The organism is Kitasatospora aureofaciens (assembly GCF_019192735.1).
Lineage (GTDB): Bacteria > Actinomycetota > Actinomycetes > Streptomycetales > Streptomycetaceae > Kitasatospora > Kitasatospora aureofaciens_A.
Window position 1 is genome coordinate 14,372 of record NZ_JAHTKP010000032.1, and the last position, 21,531, is coordinate 35,902.

At 71.5% G+C, this 21,531-nt stretch carries 18 protein-coding genes and 1 tRNA gene; 7 read left to right on the plus strand and 12 right to left on the minus strand.

The window, feature by feature from the left end; all coding sequences use genetic code 11:
- Positions 1-223: 223 nt before the first annotated feature.
- From KV557_RS44545 to KV557_RS26320, 4 genes are all read right to left on the minus strand, one after another.
- Positions 224-2,647: a helicase-associated domain-containing protein gene (locus KV557_RS44545; protein WP_218203966.1), complete on the minus strand. Its 2,424-nt coding sequence runs from the start codon at positions 2,645-2,647 to the stop codon at positions 224-226.
- 251 nt (positions 2,648-2,898) lie between these two features.
- Positions 2,899-3,303 carry a type II toxin-antitoxin system VapC family toxin gene (locus tag KV557_RS26310; RefSeq protein ID WP_218203967.1) on the minus strand — a complete coding sequence of 135 codons (405 nt, stop codon included), beginning with the start codon at positions 3,301-3,303 and terminating at the stop codon, positions 2,899-2,901.
- Positions 3,300-3,530 carry a FitA-like ribbon-helix-helix domain-containing protein gene (locus KV557_RS26315; protein ID WP_218203968.1) on the minus strand — a complete coding sequence of 77 codons (231 nt, stop codon included), beginning with the start codon at positions 3,528-3,530 and terminating at the stop codon, positions 3,300-3,302. Before KV557_RS26315 ends, KV557_RS26310 begins: the two co-directional genes overlap by 4 nt.
- A 196-nt stretch (positions 3,531-3,726) precedes the next feature.
- Entirely contained in the window at positions 3,727-4,455 is a 729-nt protein-coding gene (locus KV557_RS26320) for a hypothetical protein (protein WP_218203969.1), read from the minus strand.
- A gap of 344 nt (positions 4,456-4,799) precedes the next feature.
- Between KV557_RS26320 and KV557_RS26325 the strand changes: the two genes are divergently transcribed.
- Positions 4,800-5,216 (plus strand): type II toxin-antitoxin system HicB family antitoxin, encoded by a 417-nt coding sequence (locus KV557_RS26325; protein WP_218203970.1) that lies wholly within the window; start codon positions 4,800-4,802, stop codon positions 5,214-5,216.
- Positions 5,213-5,638, plus strand: coding sequence for a cytotoxic translational repressor of toxin-antitoxin stability system (locus tag KV557_RS26330; RefSeq protein ID WP_218203971.1), 426 nt, complete (start codon positions 5,213-5,215; stop codon positions 5,636-5,638). Before KV557_RS26325 ends, KV557_RS26330 begins: the two co-directional genes overlap by 4 nt.
- A gap of 73 nt (positions 5,639-5,711) precedes the next feature.
- Here KV557_RS26330 and KV557_RS26335 read toward each other — a convergent pair whose 3' ends face one another.
- The gene (locus KV557_RS26335; protein WP_218203972.1) at positions 5,712-6,845 is read right to left on the minus strand and encodes a hypothetical protein; all 1,134 of its coding nucleotides are present in this window, start codon (positions 6,843-6,845) and stop codon (positions 5,712-5,714) included.
- A gap of 73 nt (positions 6,846-6,918) precedes the next feature.
- On the opposite strand from KV557_RS26335, the gene KV557_RS26340 reads away from it, so the two are divergent.
- Together KV557_RS26340 and KV557_RS26345 are read left to right on the plus strand one after the other, a co-directional pair.
- On the plus strand, positions 6,919-8,160 hold the full coding sequence (locus KV557_RS26340) for a plasmid pRiA4b ORF-3 family protein (RefSeq protein ID WP_218203973.1): 1,242 nt from the start codon (positions 6,919-6,921) through the stop codon (positions 8,158-8,160).
- Positions 8,161-8,452: 292 nt separating this feature from the next.
- Positions 8,453-8,998, plus strand: a complete 546-nt coding sequence (locus tag KV557_RS26345) for a Uma2 family endonuclease (RefSeq protein WP_218203974.1) — start codon at positions 8,453-8,455, stop codon at positions 8,996-8,998.
- A 9-nt stretch (positions 8,999-9,007) separates the two neighbouring features.
- Here KV557_RS26345 and KV557_RS26350 read toward each other — a convergent pair whose 3' ends face one another.
- Positions 9,008-10,099 carry an alpha/beta hydrolase family protein gene (locus tag KV557_RS26350; RefSeq protein ID WP_218203975.1) on the minus strand — a complete coding sequence of 364 codons (1,092 nt, stop codon included), beginning with the start codon at positions 10,097-10,099 and terminating at the stop codon, positions 9,008-9,010.
- A gap of 48 nt (positions 10,100-10,147) precedes the next feature.
- Complete coding sequence (locus tag KV557_RS26355) at positions 10,148-11,068, minus strand: zinc-binding dehydrogenase (RefSeq protein ID WP_218203976.1); 921 nt, start codon at positions 11,066-11,068, stop codon at positions 10,148-10,150.
- A gap of 331 nt (positions 11,069-11,399) precedes the next feature.
- Here KV557_RS26355 and KV557_RS26360 point away from each other — a divergent pair, with 331 nt between their 5' ends.
- Positions 11,400-12,380, plus strand: coding sequence for a LysR family transcriptional regulator (locus KV557_RS26360; RefSeq protein WP_218203977.1), 981 nt, complete (start codon positions 11,400-11,402; stop codon positions 12,378-12,380).
- 19 nt (positions 12,381-12,399) lie between these two features.
- On the opposite strand, the gene KV557_RS26365 is transcribed toward KV557_RS26360, so the two are convergent.
- From KV557_RS26365 to KV557_RS26375, 3 genes are all read right to left on the minus strand, one after another.
- Positions 12,400-13,605, minus strand: a complete 1,206-nt coding sequence (locus tag KV557_RS26365) for a serine hydrolase domain-containing protein (protein ID WP_218203978.1) — start codon at positions 13,603-13,605, stop codon at positions 12,400-12,402.
- A gap of 94 nt (positions 13,606-13,699) precedes the next feature.
- A complete protein-coding gene (locus KV557_RS26370; RefSeq protein WP_218203979.1) occupies positions 13,700-14,614 on the minus strand; it encodes a hypothetical protein in 915 nt (304 codons plus the stop codon).
- A complete protein-coding gene (locus KV557_RS26375; RefSeq protein ID WP_218203980.1) occupies positions 14,611-15,129 on the minus strand; it encodes a SigE family RNA polymerase sigma factor in 519 nt (172 codons plus the stop codon). The genes KV557_RS26370 and KV557_RS26375 overlap by 4 nt, the downstream gene beginning before the upstream one ends.
- 198 nt (positions 15,130-15,327) lie before the next feature.
- Between KV557_RS26375 and hrpA the strand changes: the two genes are divergently transcribed.
- Positions 15,328-19,311 (plus strand): ATP-dependent RNA helicase HrpA, encoded by a 3,984-nt coding sequence (hrpA, locus tag KV557_RS26380; RefSeq protein WP_218203981.1) that lies wholly within the window; start codon positions 15,328-15,330, stop codon positions 19,309-19,311.
- A 115-nt stretch (positions 19,312-19,426) separates the two neighbouring features.
- Positions 19,427-19,500, plus strand: a tRNA-Asp gene (locus KV557_RS26385).
- A gap of 410 nt (positions 19,501-19,910) precedes the next feature.
- On the opposite strand, the gene bldC is transcribed toward KV557_RS26385, so the two are convergent.
- Positions 19,911-20,117: a developmental transcriptional regulator BldC gene (gene bldC / locus KV557_RS26390; protein WP_014137253.1), complete on the minus strand. Its 207-nt coding sequence runs from the start codon at positions 20,115-20,117 to the stop codon at positions 19,911-19,913.
- A 485-nt stretch (positions 20,118-20,602) separates the two neighbouring features.
- Positions 20,603-21,526: a hypothetical protein gene (locus tag KV557_RS26395; protein ID WP_218203982.1), complete on the minus strand. Its 924-nt coding sequence runs from the start codon at positions 21,524-21,526 to the stop codon at positions 20,603-20,605.
- Between the last annotated feature and the right edge of the window lie 5 nt (positions 21,527-21,531).

The window sequence follows — 21,531 nt, forward strand, 5'->3', positions numbered from 1 at the left end:
GCCGTTTGACGCCAACGGAACGGCGGACGGTCACCATCCTTCCGCCCGACAGCGAGTACCAACAGTTCTGGACCGAAGGCCACTGACACGCTGCCCTCGCTACCGATTCAACGCGCCCAGCGTGCTGAGCTCCTACCCCGAGTCAGGGAGCTCCGAGGTGACTTCACCGCCACGGCGCGGCGCACATCGCCCTGTCCGAGCGCTTGGGGCGATCCCCCTCTGGTCACCGGCCGGCCAGCAACGCGCTCGCCAGCGCAGTGGCGGTGCTCGGCCCCTTGCCGTGACGCGGTCGCGCTCCGGACAGTGACGGCATGCGCTTGGGACCGCGTTCCTGGCGGGCCTTCTCGATGACCGTCGTCCCGGTCTCCGCCTCCAGCACGGGGGCGTAGCCGGCGGCCCGAAGCGCGGCAAGGGTTGCTTCGGGCTCGGCCGTGCTGATCAGCACGGTCGGCGCGATCCGTCGCAACCCGAGCCTGGACAGCGCACGGGCCGCGGCGAGCTCCGACACCAGTGCCTCGTCATCGGAGCGGATGCAGCAGGCGGAGCGCACCACTCGCATCCTGCCGTGGGTCCGCGCGGTGTCCTTGATCAGGTACTCCAGGGGCTGCGGAAGCGGCCGCCCGCCCTCGGAGACGTCGGCCAGCCGAGCCAGCAGGTCGGCGGCGTCCAGTCCGGAGTCCAACGCCCGGCGGACCGCCGCAGGGGTGATCCGCCACACCACGGCATGGCCCTCCGACTCCCGGTCCGCACAGGCGGCCAGCAGGTCGGTCAGCTCCGATGCGGCAGCTCCGGCGACCACGGCCGTAAGGTCCGCCTGGAACCGGACGGTGGTCTGCGGCGCGGGCAGCAGCGCGTCCAGGGCTGTGGACAGCTGCCGAACCGCGTCGTCCAGAGCAGGACGGTCGCGCAGCGCCGGCCCGGCGCCCGGAACGGCGGGGAAGTGGCGGTGTGCACCCGCCCTCAGGAGCCCGAGCACGGCGTGCCCGAGCGGAGTCAGCGCTCCGTGGGCGACGACCCCGAACAGCTCCGCCTCCGCCAGGGTCGCCTCGACCCGCTCAGCCTCCCACGCACCTTGGGCGAGGGCGGCCGGGCGGAACCAGGCCGCCGTGGCGATGAGGCCGGCGAGAGCGGTCGCCCGAGCGCGAGCGGACTTGCCGGTGGGGACTCCGTGCCCGGCCGGGAGGGTGGCCAGAGCCTCCAGCACGGCATGGCGCAGATCGACAGCCTCGCCGTCCTCCGGCGTGACCAGCGCGACCGGGGTGTCATTCTCGTCCGGCCAATAGCTGAACACCTCGGGCACCACCGCCCAGGTGGCGACGAGCGGCAGCAGCCGCTGAGCGGGTGGAGCCGCCAGCCACTCGTCGTACCGCTCGGTGGGCAGCATCCGGGCAGGTGGCTGGGATTCCGGCCGACGCGCGCGGCCCCGTCCTCTCGTCGGGGCCTCCGCTTCCTCGGCGCAAGGGATGATCAGGTCCGCGTTGTTCGCCAGGTCGAGCCACAGCCGGGCTTGTTCCTCCGGCATGCCGACCGCCTTCGCCAGCCGACGGGTGTCCCGGACTGCGATTCCGCCCGCCTTGCGCACAGCGAGCGGCTGCACGGCCACCTGGCGGAGCATCAGCTCGACCCGGGAGGCCGCCTCGGTCAACGCCGCCTGCGCCTGGCTCTCGACTGCACCAGCCGGGATCTCCACCGTGCCCTCGACCGGGGGCGAGGCAGACTGGTAGCTCGGCGCGCGGTCGTGGTCGCGCAACGCGTCCGCCACCTCGCGCGGCAGTTCCGCCAGGTCCTCATCCACCGGAAGGACCAGGCCGCGGGCGGCCAGCCAGTCCGTGCCGGGATCTCCCGAGCCGCCTTCCCGGAAGGTGAACTTGCCTCCGGAACCCGGGTAGAAACCGCCGTACCGGGAGACGAAGCAGTGCGTGCGCAGCAGTGGCGGGCCCGGGACCAGTTTGTCCAACAGGTCCAAGGCCGCGGGCGGCGCCTCGGCGGCCATGGCTCGCACGCGCTTCGCGTCCCTGAGCACGTCCACGATCTGCCGCTGCGCCTCGTCCCGAGTCCGCGCCTTCGCGAGCCCCAGCCCCTGCGCGATGCGGTGAATCTCCGGAGCGTTGAAGGCCTCGGTGAGCAGTTGTTCGGCGGGCCGACCGTAACCGCCGCCTTCGCCCGCCTGGCGGTGGACCAGGATCGGAACGATGACCCTGCTTCCGGACGAGGGCAGTACCAGGGCCCGCTCGGTCAGCCGGGACAGCGCGGCCTCGGCCGCGGACCGACCCGCGCCGTCGAGTTGCAGGAATCGGAAGAGCTGGTCCCGGGTCACGGACCGGTCAGCGGGGTCGACCGCAGGCGCGTCGAGCCGTGGTGAACGGCCTCCGTAGCCCATGAACAGGTGATGAGCAGGCGGAACGGCCGGCAGCGGACCGTGCAACCGTTCGGCCAAGGTTGCCACAGCGACCAGCAGTTGAAGGTCCCCGAGGCTGATCTCGCTCAGCCCCAGGGCCGTGGAGGCGTCCGTCAACAGGTGGCCGGCCAGGTCGGTCAGGCTCGCCACCCTGGCCGCGTAGGGAAGTTCGCGCTGCTCCAGCAGTTCGGTCAGCTGCGAGGGAGTACGGTCGGCCAGCCAGATCGCGAGGCTTCGTTCGGCTTTCACCACACCTAGCGTAGTGAGCCGCCAGCGGGGACGGGACCAGAGGTTTGAAGCCAGCGGCCCTTCCATCGATCTCGACTGCCCGGCTTGGCCTGAAAAGCGGAAGGTCACCGGTTCGACCCTGGCCCTGGCCACATCGCCTGACCAGGCACGATGCCCTCGAAGCAGTTCGCTTCGGGGGCATTTTCGTGCCGTTTGACGCCAACGGCACAGCGGACGGTCGTTGCTCTGCTCCGGCCCGCCTTCACCAGCGGCTAGGCAAAGACCTCGATGGTGCACTTGGCCGCACCGCTGCGCTGGATTCGGGCATCGCTGGTGACGAGCGGCACGCCGAGGGTCTCGGCGAGCGCCACATACTGGGCGTCATATGCACTGATGTTGTGGTGCAGTTCTCGCACCCGCTGCCAGAGGATCAGCGTCTCGTGTCGTGTGATGGCGAGTGCCTGGTAGTCGGCTATGGCCTTCACCGCTTCCTTCTCCGCGAGCTTGCCGCCCCGCACCATGCCGAAGAGAGCCGACACGAGTTCGTAGTCGAGCAGGCCAGGGGCGGCAAGCGCATCCACCCCGCGGAGTCGGTCGCGGACGGCGTGGCCGGCGGGGCCGTGGTCGGTGAGCACCCGCACCAGCGCAGAGCAGTCAATGACAACGCTTGAATTCACCGACGCTCCCGCCCGTCATCGATCGCGGCGAGGATGTCAGAGGTACTGACGTCGGTACGGGTCTCCCGGTCAAGGCGGGCCATCATCTCGGCCAACGTCGGCGTGGCCGCCTCGCGGGTGACGAGGTCGAGCAGGTACGCCTGGAGACTCTTCCCTGCCTTGGCCGCCTTGAGCTTGAGGGTTTCGAGAATCGGGTCCGGGACTTCACGAATCGTGATCGCAGTCATGCAGGCATTTTAGCTGCAACGCTTGCGAAATGCCTGCACTTGATATTCCAGCCGCTTGGTCACGGCCCAGGGGCCACCGGTGTCCCTCGGCGAGCCCCACACGCGGGCAGGACGGGCGTCAGCCCCGCAGGGCCCGGTCGTCGAGCCGGCGCAGCAGGCCGGGCAGGTGCCGGCGCTGGTCGCGGAGCGCGGCCACTCACTGCCGGAACTGAGGGCCGCGTCCGACATGGTCACAGGCGGCACGGAGCTCGACCAGGAGGGCCACGGCGACGTCGTAGCGGGCCACCTGCTTACACGCGACGTGGTTCTCGACCTCGCGCCAGATCGCTTCCTCGTCAGTAGCCAGAGCGGTCGGCTTCGTCGCCCGCGCCTCGACACGAACCCGCTCACCGCGCTGCCGACGTTCCGTGACTCGCGCATGCGCTGCGTCCAGCAGTTCCGCGGCGGAGCGCTGCCCCGGCACCGTCACGGCAGACGGTTCGCCGCGCAGCCGGCGCAGCAGTTCGGCTCCCAGCTGAGGCTCACCACCCAGCGCGAGGCGCAATAGGAGGTCATCCTTCTCCGTCTCGGGAAGTGCGGCGATCAGCGGCGCCAGTTCCTTCTTCCCGGGCCGTTTCCGAGGTGCGGGGGCGGGCGGGCTGGCCTGAGCGGCGACCGCCAACAGGTCGGCGTCGACACGCAGGAAGTCCGCGAGCGCCCGCTGCGGTGCGGTGAGCCGATCGAGCCCGGCCGGGACCGGGGGCTCGACCGCCGCCCGGTACTCCTCCTCGTCGTCCTCCTGCAGCGCCCAGGCGCCGATGGCGGACAGCCACGCGAGGTACAGGGCGCGGCGATCCCCGGCGGCCAGCTCGGCCCGCACCCCGGGCCGTTCGACTTCGAGCTGATCACGACCGGCCTGCTCCCCTACTGAGCACAGCCGGCACATGCGAAGCTCCGCCGGTTGACGCCAACGCCGACGCCAACCGGCGTGGACGACGGCACCCGAAGCCGCACTTCCACGAACAGCAGAGCCCACCCGAACCGGGGTATCTCGACTGCCCGGCTTGGCCTGAAAAGCGGAAGGTCGCCGGTTCGACCCCGGCCCTGGCCACATCGCCTGACCAGGCACGATGCCCTCGAAGCAGATCGCTTCGGGGGCATTTTTGCGTTGTTTGACGCCAACGACACAGCGGACGGTCACCGCCGTCCTGGGGTCAGCGGTGAGTACGCGACGTACTTGACGTACTTAATGGCGCGCGCCACCCTGGTTCTCGGACGAGGAGGCTCCCCATGACAGCAGTCCACTACGAGAGCTACACCGAAGCCCGAGCACACCTGAAGGATCTACTGGACGCAGCCGGGCAGGGCCGGGTCGCGACCGTTCGCCGAGACGCCGGCTGTGCGGCCGTGGTCGACGCGGGGCGGCTGCGCCACGCCCTCACACTGCTGTGCCCGTCCAAGGCCCAGATGGTCGCCGAGGGCGGCGGCTGGTCGGTGTTCTTCCCTGGCCTCCCGGTCGCCGCGGACGGCGGCACGTTCGATGAGGCCATCGACGAGATGATCGACGCGCTCCGCGAGTATGCGGAGGACTGGCAGGACCGACTCCTGAGCGCTCCGAACCACCGTGACAACTGGGGCCTGGTCCAGCTGATCGGTCTCAGCGACGACGCGCAGCTCCGCGACTGGCTGCTCGGAGTCGCGAAGTGACCTGGCCTCAGCCGACACGCGAACGACACGAGCAGTTCTGCAAGGTTGAAGGCTGGGATCGCGTACGTGACGCGCGCGGTCGCACCGGCACCCACCACATCACCTATGAGTTCGGGCTCCCCGATGGGCGGATCCTGCGTACTCGGGTGTCACATCCGGTCGACCGCACCGCGTACGGCGCGAGCATGTGGGCGCACATCCTCCGCGATCAGCTGGACGTGACGGAGGATGTCTTCTGGCCGTGCGTCCTGGACGGCACGCTTCCCGATCGAGGCGCGCCCGGGCCACCACGCGAGGCGCTTCCCGTAGATCTGGTCCACATGCTGATCAACCGCGTCGGACTCACCGAGGACCAGGTCGCCGAGCTGGACAAGGCCCAGGCGATCGCGCGACTCCAGCAGTTCTGGACCGAGGGCTACTGACTCAGGTTGCTGGATCGCCGCGTGGGGCCGCTGGTGTCTCTCGGCGAGCCTCCGCAAACGGGACGGACAGGTGTCAGCCCCGCAAGGCCCGGTCGTCGAGCCGGCGCAGCAGGCCGGGCAGGTGCCAGCGCTGGTCGCGAAGGGCGGCCAGTCGCTGCCGGAACTGAGGGCCGCGTCCGACATGGTCACAGGCGTCACGGAGCTCGACCAGGAGGGCCACGGCGACGTCGTAGCGGGCCACCTGCTTACACGCGACGTGGTTCTCGACCTCGCGCCAGATCGCTTCCTCGTCGGCAGCCAGGGTGGACAGCTTCGCCGCCCGAGCCTCCACACGAACCCGCTCACCGCGCTGCCGACGCTCAGCGACTCGCGCGTGCGCGGCATCCAGCAGTTCTGCGGCTGAGCGCTGCCCCGGCACGGTCGCGACAGACGGCTCGCCACGCAGCCGGCGCACGAGTTCGGCTCCCAGCTGAGGCTCACCACCCAGCGCGAGGCGCAGCAGGAGGTCATCCTTCTCCGTCTCGGGAAGTGCGGCGATCAGCGGCGCCAGTTCCTTCTTCCCGGGCCGTTTCCGAGGTGCGGGGGCGGGCGGGCTGGCCTGAGCGGCGACCGCCAACAGGTCGGCGTCGACACGCAGGAAGTCCGCGAGCGCTCGCTGCGGTGCGGTGAGCCGATCGAGCCCGGCCGGGACCGGGGGCTCGACCGCTTCCTGGTAAGCCTCCTCGTCATCGTCCTGCAGCGCCCAAGCGCCGATGGCGGACAGCCACGCGAGGTACAGGGCGCGGTGATCCCCGGAAGCCAGCTCGGCCCGTACCCCGGCGATGGCACCCAGTGAGTCCTCGGCACCCTCGTCCCAGTCCCCGCTCTCGTCCTCGCTGCGCAGGTCCAGGATGAGGTGGGTCTTGGTGGTCCACGCCTCGACGCATTCGTCGAAGCAGTACGGCTCCACCGCCTGCAGCGGGAGCTGCCCCTTGGGCAGGCGCAGGATCACCTGATGGGTGCCCCAGTTGGTCAGGTAGAGGTGGGCGTCGTAGTACTGCTCCATCATCCGCCGAGGGTCGCCGCGGAAGTTGCCCCACTGATATTCATTGGTGAAGCTGGTCGCGGTGATCCGGGCCCGGGTGGACAGCGACCGCAGCTGCTCCTGCTCGTCGCTGGTCAGCGGTCGGTCGATCGCCAGGAACTCGTAGTACTGGTACTCGCTCATCGCTGCGACCCTAGCGGGAATGCCGGTCCTCGATGATGGAATCCGTCAGGCCCAGAGCAGACAGGAAGCGGCGATGGAACCCGAGCAGCCACGCACCGTCGAGCAGGTCCGAGGTCTCGTCAGCTGGATCGGCGCGGGACGCAAGCTCACCCAGACGGGCAAGGTCACCCTCGCAGACGCGCGGGCCCTGGTCGCTCTTCTGGAGACCGGCGACACCATCGACCCGGCCATCGGTGACAGGACCTTCAAGACCAAGTCCAGCCAGGAGCTGTACCACCTGAACCTGCTGGCGGAATGGGCCAAAGCGGCCCGGCTGCTGCGGGTCACCGGCGGCCGCCTGGTGCCCGTCAAGAAGAACGCGCGCGTACTGGAGGACCCCGAGCGCATCCTCGACGCGTTGTTCGAGGCCCTGCCGCGCATCGGCGAGGCGGTACTCCCCTCCGGGTGGCTCGGCTCGATGCTCTCGGAGGAGTACCCCGCCGGGCTGCGGGCGGTGCTGACGAGCCTCTACGCCACGGACCTCCCGGTGCCGGAGCAGAAGCTGCGGGCTGCGGTGTGGGAGGCGCTGTCCGGGTTCTTCGTCCTCGACGACCTTCCCGAGGACCGCCTTCGCCTCCTGCGTCAGAGCAACGACCGCGACGTGGACCGCCTCCTCGCCACGCTCAAGGGCCTCGGAGCCGCCCAGCAGACCGGCAAGTCCGTCACTCTCACCTCGGACGGCCGTCAAACCCTGGCCCGGCTACGCGGGGAGCCACGCCCTGGCGACCCGGTCTACCAGCTCCGCATCCAACTCGCCGATGTGGATCAGCCTGCGGTGTGGCGCCGCGTCCAGGTGCCGGCCGGTATCCGCCTCGACAACCTGCACCGGGTCGTCCAGGCGGCGATGGGCTGGCAGAACTGCCACCTGCACGCGTTCAGCGCGAACGGCGTCGACTACGGGCGCCGCTCGTCCGAGCTCGACTTCGTCGACGAGACCACCGCCGCCCTGGCCACTGTCGCCAAGGAGGGGGCACACCTCGATTACACCTACGATTTTGGCGACTCGTGGGATCACCGCATCACCGTGGAACACCGGATGGCAGCCGAGGCGGGCCAGCACTATCCCGCCTGCGTGGACGGAGCGGGAGCCTGCCCACCCGAGGACTGCGGCGGCCCGGGCGGGTACGAAGAACTCAAGCAGACCCTCCGCGACCCCGCCCACCCGGAGCACGAGGACCTGCTGCGCTGGCTCGGTCTCGAGTCAGCAGCCGACTTCGACCCGGCCCACTTCGACCTGCGCGAGACCAACCGGCAACTGCGCGCACTCGACTGGTGAGCAGGGCCCGATCCCGGCACTCCGGTTGACGCCAACGCTGCCGCCAACCGCCGTGCACGATGACGTCCGCAGCCGCACTTCTACGGACGTCAGAACCGCTCAAAACAGGGCGTATCGATGCCCCGGCTTGGCCTGAAAAGCGGAAGGTCGCCGGTTCGACCCCGGCCCTGGCCACAGCCGGGAAACCCCCGTAGCGCACGCGCTACGGGGGTTTTCGCCGTTCCGGGGCCCTGCGCCGCGACTACGCTGGGTGTCGGACACCGGCGGATTCAGTTCGGGAGGCGCGGCGCTTATGACCCCGGAACACTTCGAACTCCTGGAAGAGGCCCGCAGGAGCCTTCCCAACGGGTTCAAGGTGGAGATCTCCGGCGACACCATCGTCATGATGGTGAGCCCTTCGGGCATCCACCGGCGCAACCTGCTGGTGGTGCGCCGCCAGTTCGACGCACATACCCCGCCCGGGCTGCTGCCGAGCGAGAACACCGATCTGATCTCGCCCAACGTCGGCAAGAGCCGCAATCCGGACCTGACGTACCTTCCGGACGACGCGCTGGCCACCACCGACAACCAGGTGCCGGCCGAGCTGGCCGCGATCGCGGTCGAGCTGGTCTCGCCGTCCAACCCTGAGAACGACTGGGTCGGGAAGGTGCGGGACTACCCGCTCATGGGCATCCCGCTGTACCTCCTGGTCGATGCCCGGGAGAAGACCGTCACCCTGCTCAGCAGGCCGGACGGCACCCGGTACCACCGGCGCGAGGACATCGCCTTCGGGGAGATCCTGCACATTCCGGAGCCGTTCGACTTCGAGCTGGGGACCGCCGACCTGTTGCCGTACTGACTCCGGGCGCTACTGGGCGGCCAGGTGGGTCGCGAGCCAGTCGGCGGTGGTGGGGAGCCAGTCGGGGAGGGCGGTGCCGAGGAGGTGGTTGCCGTGGGGGACGAGGAGGAGGTCCCCTGGGAGGGCGGTGGCGTTGGTGACGCCGGGGATGGCGTCCTCGCCGCCCTCGACGACGAGGACGGGGGCGGTGATCGCGGGGGCGAGGGTGGTCAGGTCGACGCGGCGGGCGAAGGCGCGGGCGGCGTCGAGGCCGCCGCAGCGCTGGGCGAGGGTCGCGGTGACGAACGGGACGAGGGCGTCCCAGTCCAGCCGGTAGGGGCCGCTGACCAGGACGGCGGCGCGGATGCGCGGCTCGTGGGCGGCGGCCGTGGCGGCGTAGTAGCCACCGAGGCTCAGGCCGATCACGGCGATCCGGTCGAGGTCCAGGCCACAGCGGTCCAGGCCACGGCGGCCCCCGCCACCAACCTCCGCCAGGGCGTCGATCGCGCGGCCGACGACGCGGTGGTAGTCCGGTTCCGGGGCGCTGGTGGCGGCGAGGACGCCCTGGCCGGGTCCGTCGATCGCGAGGACGGCCAGGCCCCGGGCGAGCAGCGCGTCCGCGACCGCGTGTAACTCCTCCTTGCCGGAGTCCATCCCCGGCACGACCAGCACCACCGGCCGCGCGTCGCCGGGCCCCCGCCCGTCCTTGGGCCGGCGCAGCCAGCCCGCGAAGCCGTCGCCCTCCACGCGTTCCGCACCCGGGTCGAGGTGGGCCAGCGAGCGCCGCATGGCCTCGTCCGCCTCGGTGGCGGCGCGGGCCGCGGCCTCGCGGTCGGGGTGCGGGAGCAGCCCGGCGAGGTGGTACCAGCGGGCTGCCGTCCGGTACGCCTCGCCGGCGGTGACCGTACGGCCCTCGGCGGCGGCGTGCTCGGCGGTCTCGGCGTACCGCTGCCCGGCGGCGCGGCAGGCAGCCGGCCAGTCGTACGGGGAGGTCAGCGGGGCGGTGACCCGGGTGTAGTCGTACGGGTCGAGGCCGGCGCCGTGGGCGCGGGGGCGGTTCTCCTCGACGAAGGCGGCGAGGAAGCCGGGGGCGTCGAGGAACGAGAGGTCGACGTCGTGCATCGTGAACCCGCTTTCAGCGATGGTCGGGTGAGAGCAACGGTCAGGTGGTCAGGCCAGGGTGAGCACGGCCTTGCCGCGGATCCGGCGGTCGCGCAGGTCGGTGAGCACGGTGGCGGTCTCGCTCCAGGGGGCGACCCGGCCCAGCTCCGGGGTCAGCCGCCCCTCCCCGACCAGGCGGACCAGGGTGGCGAGGTCCCGGCCGTCGGACACGTCGGAGTCGGCGTAGTGGAAGTGCCGCAGGGTCGCGGACTCGGGGCCCGCGAAGAAGTCGAAGAAGTCGAGGGTGGCGGGCGTCCTGGAGGCCTGGCCGAACCAGATCAGCGTGCCGCGCCGGGCCAGCCGGGCGAGGGCGAGCGGCAGGGCGGCGCCGCCGGTGGACTCCAGCACCAGGTCGTACGGTCCGCGCGCCGCACCGACCTCGTGGACGACCTCGGCCGCGCCGAGGTCGGCGAGCCGGCGGCCGCGCTCGGGGGAGCCGGTGACCACGGTCAGTTCGGCCCCTGCGGCGGAGGCCAGCTGGGTGAAGTAGTGCCCGACGCCGCCGGAGGCCCCGGTCAGCAGCACCCGCCGGCCGGCCAGCGCGCCGGCCGTGCGGAGCAGGCGCAGCGCGGTGAGGCCGGCCAACGGGAGCGCGGCGGCCCGGACGGCGTCGAGCGAGTCGGGGAGTTCGGCGAGGGAGGCGGTGGGGACGCTCACGTACTCGGCCCACCCACCCGCGGGCGGGTGGCCGACCACCCGGCGGCAGACCGCAGGCCCGGAGCCGTCGGCGGCGGCCTGGACGACCAGGCCGGCCACGTCCTTGCCGGGCCGCCAGCCGGGCCTGGGGGCCTCCAGCTGGAAGGTCTCGCCCCGGTTGACCGAGAACGCCTCGACCTTGACCAGGGCCTCCCCCGGCCCCGGCTCCGGCTGCGCGACCTCGGCGAAGCCGACCGGTGCGTCCGCCCGGCCGGTCGGTGTCAGTGCCTTCATCCCGTTCGCCCTCTCTCAACGTCCATCCGTGAACCCGCTCAGCACACCGCGCCCGGCGCGGGCCGGTCCAACAACCGCCGAGCGGCGGCGACAACGGGCAGTTGTCGTCCGTGCGGGAGGCGCCCCCTAGGGCGTGTCTGACAATTCCCGGCGCATGCGCGCGGCGTCAGGGTGCGTGCATCGCAAGGCGGAGGAGGGAGTCCATGCGGTGGGGGCACCTCCCGGCCGCCAGGCTGGGGGACATCGGCGACCGACGACAACGCAGCGAGGTGCGTGCCCTGGCGTCGCGCGGTAGGCGGGAATTGTCAGACACGCCCTAGGGTGGACGCCCATGGATCTCGATCTTGCGCAGGTGCGGGCGTTCGTGGCCGCCGCCGAGGAGTTGCACTTCGGGCGGGCGGCGGGCCGGCTCGCGGTCAGCCAGCAGGCGCTGTCGAAGCGGGTGGCCCGGCTGGAGGCCGCCCTCGGGGTGCGGCTGCTGGACCGGGACGCCCGGGGTGTGGGGCTGACCGAGGCGGGGCGGCGGTTCCTGGAGCCCGCCCGGCGGGTGCTCGACCAGGGGGACCGCGCGGTGGCGGCGGTGACCTGCACGGGCCGGCCGCTGCGGATCGACGTGTGGGGGCACCTGTACGCGCCGATGCGGACGGTCGCCCAGGCGGTGGACGGCACGCCGGGGCTGGAGGTGGAGCCGGTACCGGGGCGGGATCTGCCGTCGGTCGCGGCGGCCCTGCTGCGCGGGGAGCCGGACGCGGGCTTCGGCCGGGTGCACCCGCTGCCGGACGGCCGGGACGCGGGGCTGACGCACCGGCTGGTCCGGCTGGAGCCGGTGGACGCGCTGCTCAGCACCGACCATCCGCTGGCCGGCCAGGACGTGCTGAGCCCGGCCGACCTGCGCGGCAGTGTGCTGCGCTATCCGGCCGCGGTGGACCGGCTGGACTTCCTGACCCGGTTCGCCGTCCGGTTCGGCATCGAGGAGCGGGTCGGCTCGACCAATCTGGGGCTGGAGCACTTCGTGGACCGGGTCCGGACGGATCCGTCCTGCTTCTCCCTCGTCCCGGCCGACTGCCCGCTGCCGGACGTCCCGGCCGCGCCGGGGCGGCCGGGTGTCCGGACGGTGCCGCTGGCCGACCCGACCCCGCTCTACGCCTGGTCGCTGGTCTGGCGCAGCGGCGCCCCGAACGCCGATCCACACCCCCAACTGCAGCCGCTGCTGCGGGCGTTCGCCGAGGAGGCGCGGCGCAGCCGGTGGCTGGAGTACGACCCCGCCCGCGACTGGCTCCCGGGCCCGGACGAGGCCGCCCTCAGCTCCTGAGGAGCCCCCCTGAAGACCCTCACCCCGCCACCGCCTGGTGCGCCAGCACCTCGAAGTCCTGCACCACCTGCGGCGGAGCGGCGCTCTCGAACATCCGCTGGGTGAGCAGAATGCCCACCAGCCGTTCCGCCGGATCGTTGAACCACGAGGTGCCGAGGCCGCCGTCCCACCCGTAGCGACCGGGGGCGGCGAGGCCGGTGCGGGTGGTGGTGACGGAGACGCCGAAGCCCCAGCCGGTGAGGTCGTCGCGGCCGAGCAGCGGTGCGGCGGAGGCCAGTTGGGCGGGGGTGAGCTGGTTGGCGGTCATCAGCTCGACGGTCGGGCGGGAGAGGATCCGGACGCCGCCGTGGCTGCCCCCGCCGAGCAGCATCCGGGCGAAGGCGAGGTAGTCGTCCACCGTCGAGACGAGGTCGCCGCCGCCGTCGGGGAAGTCCGGTTCGCGGGCCCACGCGCTGTCGGCGGGGTCGTCGTACGGGACGAGCCGCCCGCTGCCCGGGTCGCGCATGTACTCGACGGGGAGCCGGTGCAGCTGGTCGGCGAGGACGACGAAGCCGGTGTCCCGCATGCCGAGCGGTTCCAGGACGCGCTCGCGCAGCACCTCGCCGAGCGGCTTCCCGCAGGCGCGGGAGAGCAGGACGCCGAGGACGGCCGAGCCGGTGTGGTAGAGCCAGCCCGCCCCGGGCTGGTGCAGCAGCGGCAACTCGCCGAGCCGGCGCAGGTATTCGTCCGGCGCGGGGCAGTCGGCCCGGGGCGGCTGGACGTTGATGCCGCGGTCGGCCATCGCCCCGGCGATCGGGGCGGACGGCGGGAGCATCACCAGGCCGTACCCGAGCCGGAAGGTGAGCAGGTCGCGCAGGGTGATCGGCCGGACGGCGGGCTCGGTGTCGTCGAGGTCGCCGTCGGGCCGGCGCAGCACCCGCCGGTCGGCCAGTTCGGGCAGCAGGTCGTCGACCGGGTCGTCGAGCCGCAGGACGCACTCCTCGACCAGGGTCAGCGCGGCCACGGCCGTGACCGGCTTGCTCATGGACGCGATCCGGAAGAGCGTGTCCCGCCGCATCGGCGCACCCCCGTCGGCGCCGATGCGGCCGAGCACCTCGACGTGCTCGTCGCCGTCCCGGGCGACGGCCGCCACCAGCCCGGGCACCCCGCCCCGCTCGACGTGTCCGGCCAGGACCGTGTGCACCCGGTCCAGCCGTTCCTTCGACAACCCCGTCACGCCGCTCATCGGTCACCACCCTCCGGGCCGCTGACGGTCCGTCATTGTCACTGTCCCGCACCACTGTGGGGCACGGCACTGACAATCGGGCGGAGGCGGCGGCTCAGAAGGAGCGGAACCACCCGGTGTTGGTGCCCAGCGCGGTGCCGTCCGCGCCCAGGTACGTGTACGTGTCGGGCTGGGCTCCGGGCTTCTTGGCGACGGCGTACCAGCGGGTCGGGGAGTCCCCGACGGTGACCGGCACCGCCTCGCTGGTGCCACCGGTGTTCCAGGTGACGGCGATCTTCGCGACCCCGGGGCGGACGCCCTCGATCACGACCGGCGAGGCGCCCATCTCCGCGCCCTTGAAGCCGAGCATCGCCCCGCCGCCGGAGGTGGGGCTGCTGGAGCCCGCCCCGGTGTCCGGCCCGCCCGGGACGTCGGTCTGGTGCACGGTGTCGTCCACCTGCCGCTGGCCGTCCACGGTGAGGTAGAGGTTCACCGTGTCCACGTGCGGGTTCCAGCCGCGGTCGATGTCCGCCCGGGTGGTCTTCGGCAGCTGCGGGATGGCGGCGTGCCGGTCCTCCCAGATCAGCTCGGCCTGGCGGTAGGCGTCCTCCTTCGTGGCGGTCGCCGGCCAGAGCGCGGCCCACGCCTGCCACTGCCGGCCGTTCGCGGTGCCGTGGCCGACCACGGTCCGGACCGGGGTGAACGGGTCCCGCGCGGGGGCGGTCGGTGTGGCCGAAACGGTCACGGCGGCCGCCGGTTCGCTGGTGGCCACCGCGGACGGCGCGGCCGCGACGTCCGAGACGCCCGGCCCCTTCTGGCCGAGCCCGCCGAACACCGCCACCCCGCCGACGGCCGCCGCGACCAGCACCGCCGCCGCGCCGGTGCTCAGCACCCGCCGGCGCCGCAGCCGCCGCCGGCCCCCGGCGATCAGCCGGTCGTACGGCGCCGACCCGATCTCGACACTCTCGGCCAGCCCGCTCAGCACCCGCGCCGCGGCGGCCTCGTCCCCGGCCAGTTCCTCGATGTTCATCCCCTGCCTCCGATGCTCGTCAGTCCGGTGAGTGAGGAAGCCGCCCTGAGCTTGGCCAGGCCCTTCGCCGACTGGCTCTTCACCGTGCCGACGGAACAGCCCATCGCGGCCGCCGTCTGGGTCTCGGTGAGGTCCTCCCAGTACCGCAGCACGACCGCCTGGCGCTGCCGGGCCGGCAGGCTGCCGAGGGCGGCGAGCAGCGCGGCCCGGTCGTCCGGGTCGGCGCCCTGGGGCGCGGCCCGGTCGGGAACGGCCGTGACCAGGTACTCGGACGGCCGGCGGCGGAACCGCCGCGCGTGCTCGTTGATCAGGATCCGGCGCACGTAGGCGTGCGGGTCGTCGGCCGCCCGGACCCTGCCCCAGGCGACGTACGCCCGCTCCAGGGCCTGCTGGACCAGGTCCTCGGCGGTGTGCCTGTCCCCCGCGAGCAGGTATGCCGTCCTGAGCAGCCGCGTCCACGCGCTGCCGGTGAACGCGCGGAACTCCTCGTCGCACGCGGCCTTCTGGGCTCCCATGAGCACCTCCTCAACCCCCAGAGCCCAGAGCGCCCCGAAACCGTTGCCGCACCGCCGGCGGAATGATCCTGGCCCGCGGAAACGTTCCGCCGCCGACCCGTCCACCGGGCGTTCGCGATTCGCCACCGGCGACTGTGACACTGGAGGGGCTCGAAAACCGAGGTGCGCGCCGCCGTACCTCCTTGCGAACCTAGAGGGATGCCCGCAGTGAGTTCTCCCGCAGTCCAGTCCGCCACCGCGCCCGCCGCGGGCCCCGGTATCGGCGAGCTGGCCGCCCGCCTGCCCGAGCTGACCCTGCGCGACCAGGTGCGGATCGGACGCCGGCTGGAGGGGGCCCGCCGGGTCCGCAAGCCCGAGGCCCGGCAGAAGATCGCCGACGAGATCGCGACCGACATCGACCGCGCCGAGCTGCTGGTCGAGCAGCGCCGCGCCGCCGTCCCGACGATCACGTATCCCGCCGAGCTGCCGGTCAGCCAGAAGAAGGACGAGATCCTGGCGGCGATCCGGGACCACCAGGTGGTGATCGTCGCGGGCGAGACCGGCTCCGGCAAGACCACCCAGATCCCGAAGATCTGTCTGGAGCTCGGCCGGGGCGTGCGCGGCCTGGTGGGCCACACCCAGCCCCGCCGGATCGCGGCCCGTACGGTGGCCGAGCGCGTCGCGGAGGAGCTGGACAGCCCGCTCGGCGAGGCGGTCGGCTGGAAGGTCCGGTTCACCGACCAGGTCGGCCAGGACACGCTGGTCAAGCTGATGACCGACGGCATCCTGCTCGCGGAGATCCAGACCGACCGCGACCTGCACCAGTACGACACCCTGATCATCGACGAGGCGCACGAGCGCAGCCTCAACATCGACTTCATCCTCGGCTACGTCAAGCAGCTGCTGCCCCGCCGCCCGGACCTCAAGGTCGTGATCACCTCCGCGACCATCGACCCGGAGCGCTTCGCCCGGCACTTCAACGAGGCCCCGATCGTCGAGGTGTCCGGCCGGACGTATCCCGTCGAGGTCCGGTATCGCCCGATGCTCGACGAGGACGCCGAGGACGACTCCACCGACGCCGAGCGCGACCGGGACCAGATCCAGGCGATCTGCGACGCCGCCCAGGAGCTCCAGGCCGAGGGCCCGGGCGACATCCTGGTCTTCCTCTCCGGCGAGCGCGAGATCCGCGACACCGCCGACGCGCTCAACCGCCTGAAGCTGAAGTCCACCGAGATCCTGCCGCTGTACGCCCGGCTGAGCTCGGCCGAGCAGCACAAGGTGTTCCAGCGCTCCGGCAGCCGCCGGATCGTGCTCGCCACCAACGTCGCCGAGACCTCGCTCACCGTCCCGGGCATCAAATACGTGATCGACCCGGGCACCGCCCGCATCTCCCGCTACAGCCACCGCACCAAGGTGCAGCGGCTGCCGATCGAGGCGATCAGCCAGGCCAGCGCCAACCAGCGCAAGGGCCGCTGCGGCCGCACCTCGGACGGCATCTGCATCCGGCTGTACTCGGAGGAGGACTTCCTCTCCCGCCCCGAGTTCACCGACGCCGAGATCCTGCGCACCAACCTGGCCTCGGTGATCCTCCAGATGACCGCCGCCGGCCTGGGCGACATCGCCGCCTTCCCGTTCCTGGACCCGCCGGACTCCCGCAACATCAAGGACGGCGTGCACCTGCTGCACGAACTCGGCGCCCTGGACCCGGACGAGAAGGACCCGCGCAAGCGCCTCACCCCGCTCGGCCGCAAGCTGGCCCAGCTCCCGGTGGACCCGCGGCTGGCCCGCATGGTGCTGGAGGCGGACACGAACGGCTGCGTCCGCGACGTCATGGTGATCGCCGCCGCGCTCTCCATCCAGGACCCGCGCGAGCGCCCCACCGAGAAGCGCCAGGCCGCCGACGACCGGCACCGCCGGTTCAACTCGGAGACCTCCGACTTCCTCGCCTACCTGGCGATGTGGCGCTACGTCCGGGAGCAGCAGCGCGAGCTGTCCTCCTCGGCGTTCCGCCGGATGTGCAAGGCGGAGTTCCTCAACTACCTGCGCATACGGGAGTGGCAGGACATCTACACCCAGCTGCGCACGGTGGCGAAGCAGTTGGGCGTCACGATCGAGGAGCCGCATCCCGACGCCGAGCCGGACGCCGACCGGATCCACCAGTCGCTGCTGTCCGGGCTGCTCTCCCACATCGGCCTGTTCGACGTGGAGAAGCGCGAGTACGGCGGCGCGCGCGGCGCCCGGTTCGCGGTCTTCCCGGGCTCCGGCCTGTTCAAGAAGCCGCCGCGCTGGGTGATGTCGGCCGAGCTGGTCGAGACGTCCCGGCTGTGGGCCCGGATCAACGCGAAGATCGAGCCCGAGTGGGTGGAGCCGCTGGCCGGCCACCTCATCAAGCGCAGCTACAGCGAGCCGCACTGGGAGAAGAAGGCCGGCGCGGTGCTCGGCTTCGAGCGGGTGACCCTGTACGGGATGCCGATCGTCGCCCAGCGCAAGGTCAACTACGGCCGGATCGACCCGGAGCTGTGCCGCGAGCTGTTCATCCGCAACGCGCTGGTGGAGGGCGACTGGGAGACCCACCACGAGTTCTTCGCGGAGAACCGCAGGCTGCTCGGCGAGGTCGAGGAGCTGGAGAACCGGGCCCGCCGCCGGGACATCCTGGTCGACGACCAGACCCTGTTCGACTTCTACGATGCCCGGCTGCCCGACGACATCGTCTCCACCCGGCACTTCGACGCGTGGTGGAAGAAGGCCCGGCACGAGCAGCCGGACCTGCTCAGCTTCGAGAAGTCGATGCTGATCAACGACGCCGCGGACGGCATCACCGAGGCCGACTACCCGGACCACTGGCAGCAGGGCAAGCTGCGGTTCAAGCTGACCTACCAGTTCGAGCCGGGCAGCGACGCGGACGGCGTGACCGTCCACATCCCGCTGCCGGTGCTCAACCAGGTCACCGCGGAGGGCTTCGACTGGCAGATCCCGGGCCTGCGGGAGGAGCTGGTCACCGCCTGGATCAAGTCGCTGCCGAAGGCCGTCCGGCGCAACTTCGTCCCGGCGCCGGACTTCGCCAAGGCCGCGCTGCGCGGCCTGAAGGACCGCCAAGAGCCCTTGCTCCCGTCCCTGGAGTACGCGCTCAAGCGCCTGACGGCCGTCACCGTTCCCCCGGAGGCCTGGGACGACGACCGGGTGCCGGAGCACCTCAAGGTGACCTTCCGGGTGGTGGACGGCCGCCGCAAGCTCGCCGAGTCCAAGGACCTGGAGGAACTGCGGCTGCGGCTCAAGCCGAAGCTGAAGGAGACGCTCTCCTCGGCGGCCTCCGGCCAGGGCATCGAGCAGAGCGGGCTGACCGCCTGGCCGAGTGGGATGCCGGTGCTCCAGCGCACCTTCGAGCAGCGCTCGCGCGGCCACTCGCTGCGCGCCTACCCGGCCCTGGTGGACGAGGGGGAGGCCGTCGGCATCAAGCTGTTCGACACCCCGGAGGCGCAGGAGAAGGCGATGTGGGAGGGCACCCGCCGGCTGCTGATGCTGAGCACCAACTCGCCCGCCAAGTCGATCCAGGGCCGACTGGGCAACCAGGCGAAGCTGGCGCTCTCGCACAACCCGCACGGCTCGATCGCCGCGCTGTTCGAGGACGTGGTGGCCTGTGCGACGGACCGCCTGATGACCCTGGGCGGCGGCCCGGCCTGGGACGAGGCGTCCTTCGGCAAGCTGCGCGACAAGGTGCGGGCTGACCTGTACGACCTGTCCGCCGACACCACGCTGAAGACGGCCACCGCGCTGATCGCCTTCCACAAGGCCTCGACCCGGCTGAAGACGGTGAGCAGCCCGGTGCTGCTGAACGCGGTGAACGACATCCGGCTGCACCTGGCCTCGCTGGTGCACCCGGGCTTCGTGACGGACACCGGCTGGCAGCGGCTGCCGGACCTCAAGCGCTACCTGCTGGCGGTGGACCGCCGGCTGGAGGCGCTGCCCAACCATCCGCAGCGGGACGCCCAGCAGCTGCTGAAGGTCCAGCAGGTGCAGCAGGCCTACGGGGACCTGCTGGCGGCCCTCCCGGCCGGGCGGCAGCCGTCCCCGGAGGTGCGGGGAATCCGCTGGATGATCGAGGAGCTGCGGGTCAGTTTCTTCGCCCAGTCGCTGGGCACGCCGGCCCCGGTCTCGGAGAAGCGGATCCTGAAGGCGATGGAGGCGGCCCGGGCCGCACTCTGAGCTGGGACGGGCCGGAACGGGCCCTCAGGAGCCAGTTCGACCTGGGGGCCCACCATGGGCTACGATCTGTCTTGTTCGCAGCGCGGCAAGCGAGTGAACGAGATCAGAACACTCTGGTCCCGTGGAGCAGTTGGTTAGCTCGCCACCCTGTCAAGGTGGAGGTCGCGGGTTCAAGTCCCGTCGGGATCGCCGTAACGCGAGAGGCCCGGAACCGTTCAGGTTCCGGGCCTCTCGCTTTTGACCGTCCGGCTTCTATCCCGGACCAGGTCTGGACCACAAGTGACAACCCGTGTGACAGTCGTCACTTGTCTTTCCCTGAGACCGGGCGCGGCGCGCCCCTGTCAAAGAGCCACTAATTTAATATGTAAAATTGCACTGCTATTCACTGTAAATCCCCCCCGCCACACAAGCATCAAATCGTTATCCGGAGTTCAACATTCCGACAGCTCTGCCGACCGGAACCGGATCGAACGGTCGCGCCCCGCGCACGGCAAACCGGGCACGGCAAACCGGGCACGGCAAACCGGGCATGGCAAAGGGGCCGCTTACCGGACCCGGCGGAGTCCGGTAAGCGGCCCCTTTAAAGAGCCTTTGGCCTATCAGGCCTCGGTGCGCTGAGCGGGAATCCCGGCCAGCAGTGCACGCACCTCCGCCTCGCGGTAACGGCGGTGACCGCCGAGCGTGCGAATCGACGTCAGCTTGCCGGCCTTGGCCCAGCGGGTAACCGTCTTCGGGTCCACGCGGAACATGGTGGCAACCTCTGCCGGCGTCAGCAGCGGCTCAGCATCAGGGGTACGAGCGGTCATGAGCGGCCTCCTCGGGAGAACCGAACCAGGGCGGTTCTATCCTTCAAATTCTGCACCTTGGCCCGCGATGCCCGAAATGGCATAGACGGGCCGAGTCGGTTATAGGACGAACGGCTTGTCCTGGTGTCTACAACTACACCATCCGTCCAGCCCTATCGACCAAACCGCCAAAATTGACCCCTCACGGGTTCAAGGCCGACGGATGGCGATGGACCACCCCATAACGGACAGTCACGCGGCCGTGACATCCGGTTACGAGGGGACCAGACCCTCCGTTTCCCCGCAAAGCACGCATTGACTCCAGAACCACCCAAAAGTGGGCACGCTCACGTGAAGTTGGGCTGGTTGTCCCATTTTTGCACATAGGGGTAAGTTCGCGTCAACGGTGAGTAGTGTCACGTTCGACAGCTATTGACCCGAACCGGGACCTTGGTCATGAGGCTCGGGCCCTAGGACTCTTACAGTCATACAGGGGCGGTCGGACGTCAGTTCGCGTACCGCAGTGCCAGCACCCGCCGCCAGCGCACTGTCAGCTCCCCGTACATCCGCAGCGCCTCCACGGTGTCCCCCGCCCGCAGCGCCCGCAGGCCCTCCTCCAGCTCCCCCGCCGAACGGTCCGCCAGAAGCCGCTCCGGCCCCAGCAGATGCACCAGCCCCCCGTAGTCCAGCTCCACCAGCGAGCGCGGATGGAACTCCTCCAGCCACCGCCCCACCTGCTCCGCCCCCACCACCAGTTCCCCGTCCGGCACCGCCTCACGCAGCGCCCGGTAGGCCCGCGCCACCCGCCGGCGCGCCTGCGCCATCGGCGTCAGATAGAACAGCGCCGCCGGCCGCGTCTCCCCCTTCTCCTTTCCTGCCCCCTCGTTTCCTACCCCCTCGCCCGACGGCACGAAGCAGCGGTCCTCCTCCCCGAACGGCAGGAACCACCGCACCGGCACCTCCCACCGGCTGGTCAGGATCCACGGCCGGGCGTCCGGGTGCTCGGCCCGCCAGCGCTCCCGGTCGGCCTCCGCGGCCGCCCGGGCCACCGGCGGCACCGCGGTGTCCAGCAGCGCCACCGGCGCCCCCGCCCGCAGCTCCTCCAGCGCCTGCCAGCTGCGCAGCCTGGTCGCCCACGGGCAGACGTACAGGACGCCGTCCACCACGCGCACGTAGGCCCGCTCGCTCTCCCGCTCGGGCAGCGCCCGGGGCGTCCGGCCGACCAGCTCCGCCAGGGCCTCCCGCTGCTCCGCCAGCACCGCCTCGGCGACCGGCCGGGCGGCCTCCGCGGCGTCCGGCCCGTGCTCCGCCGCGTAGGCCTGCCAGCGCGCCCGCTCGGGCCCCGGGTAGGCGGCCAGCGGCTCGTAGACCCGCAGGTGGGCGGCGTAGGGCGGCTGTACGGACGTACGCACGACGGTCACGTCCTGCATGGTCG

Bases quoted from the DNA above. Each gene is read 5' to 3' on its own strand.
- KV557_RS26315 (WP_218203968.1), bottom strand. From the start codon at position 3,530: ATGACTGCGATCACGATTCGTGAAGTCCCGGACCCGATTCTCGAAACC.
- KV557_RS26320 (WP_218203969.1), bottom strand. From the start codon at position 4,455: ATGTGCCGGCTGTGCTCAGTAGGGGAGCAGGCCGGTCGTGATCAGCTC.
- KV557_RS26325 (WP_218203970.1), top strand. From the start codon at position 4,800: ATGACAGCAGTCCACTACGAGAGCTACACCGAAGCCCGAGCACACCTG.
- KV557_RS26335 (WP_218203972.1), bottom strand. From the start codon at position 6,845: ATGAGCGAGTACCAGTACTACGAGTTCCTGGCGATCGACCGACCGCTG.
- KV557_RS26340 (WP_218203973.1), top strand. From the start codon at position 6,919: ATGGAACCCGAGCAGCCACGCACCGTCGAGCAGGTCCGAGGTCTCGTC.
- KV557_RS26345 (WP_218203974.1), top strand. From the start codon at position 8,453: ATGACCCCGGAACACTTCGAACTCCTGGAAGAGGCCCGCAGGAGCCTT.
- KV557_RS26350 (WP_218203975.1), bottom strand. From the start codon at position 10,099: ATGCACGACGTCGACCTCTCGTTCCTCGACGCCCCCGGCTTCCTCGCC.
- KV557_RS26355 (WP_218203976.1), bottom strand. From the start codon at position 11,068: ATGAAGGCACTGACACCGACCGGCCGGGCGGACGCACCGGTCGGCTTC.
- KV557_RS26360 (WP_218203977.1), top strand. From the start codon at position 11,400: ATGGATCTCGATCTTGCGCAGGTGCGGGCGTTCGTGGCCGCCGCCGAG.
- KV557_RS26365 (WP_218203978.1), bottom strand. From the start codon at position 13,605: ATGAGCGGCGTGACGGGGTTGTCGAAGGAACGGCTGGACCGGGTGCAC.
- KV557_RS26370 (WP_218203979.1), bottom strand. From the start codon at position 14,614: ATGAACATCGAGGAACTGGCCGGGGACGAGGCCGCCGCGGCGCGGGTG.
- KV557_RS26375 (WP_218203980.1), bottom strand. From the start codon at position 15,129: ATGGGAGCCCAGAAGGCCGCGTGCGACGAGGAGTTCCGCGCGTTCACC.
- hrpA (WP_218203981.1), top strand. From the start codon at position 15,328: ATGCCCGCAGTGAGTTCTCCCGCAGTCCAGTCCGCCACCGCGCCCGCC.
- bldC (WP_014137253.1), bottom strand. From the start codon at position 20,117: ATGACCGCTCGTACCCCTGATGCTGAGCCGCTGCTGACGCCGGCAGAG.
- KV557_RS26395 (WP_218203982.1), bottom strand. From the start codon at position 21,526: ATGCAGGACGTGACCGTCGTGCGTACGTCCGTACAGCCGCCCTACGCC.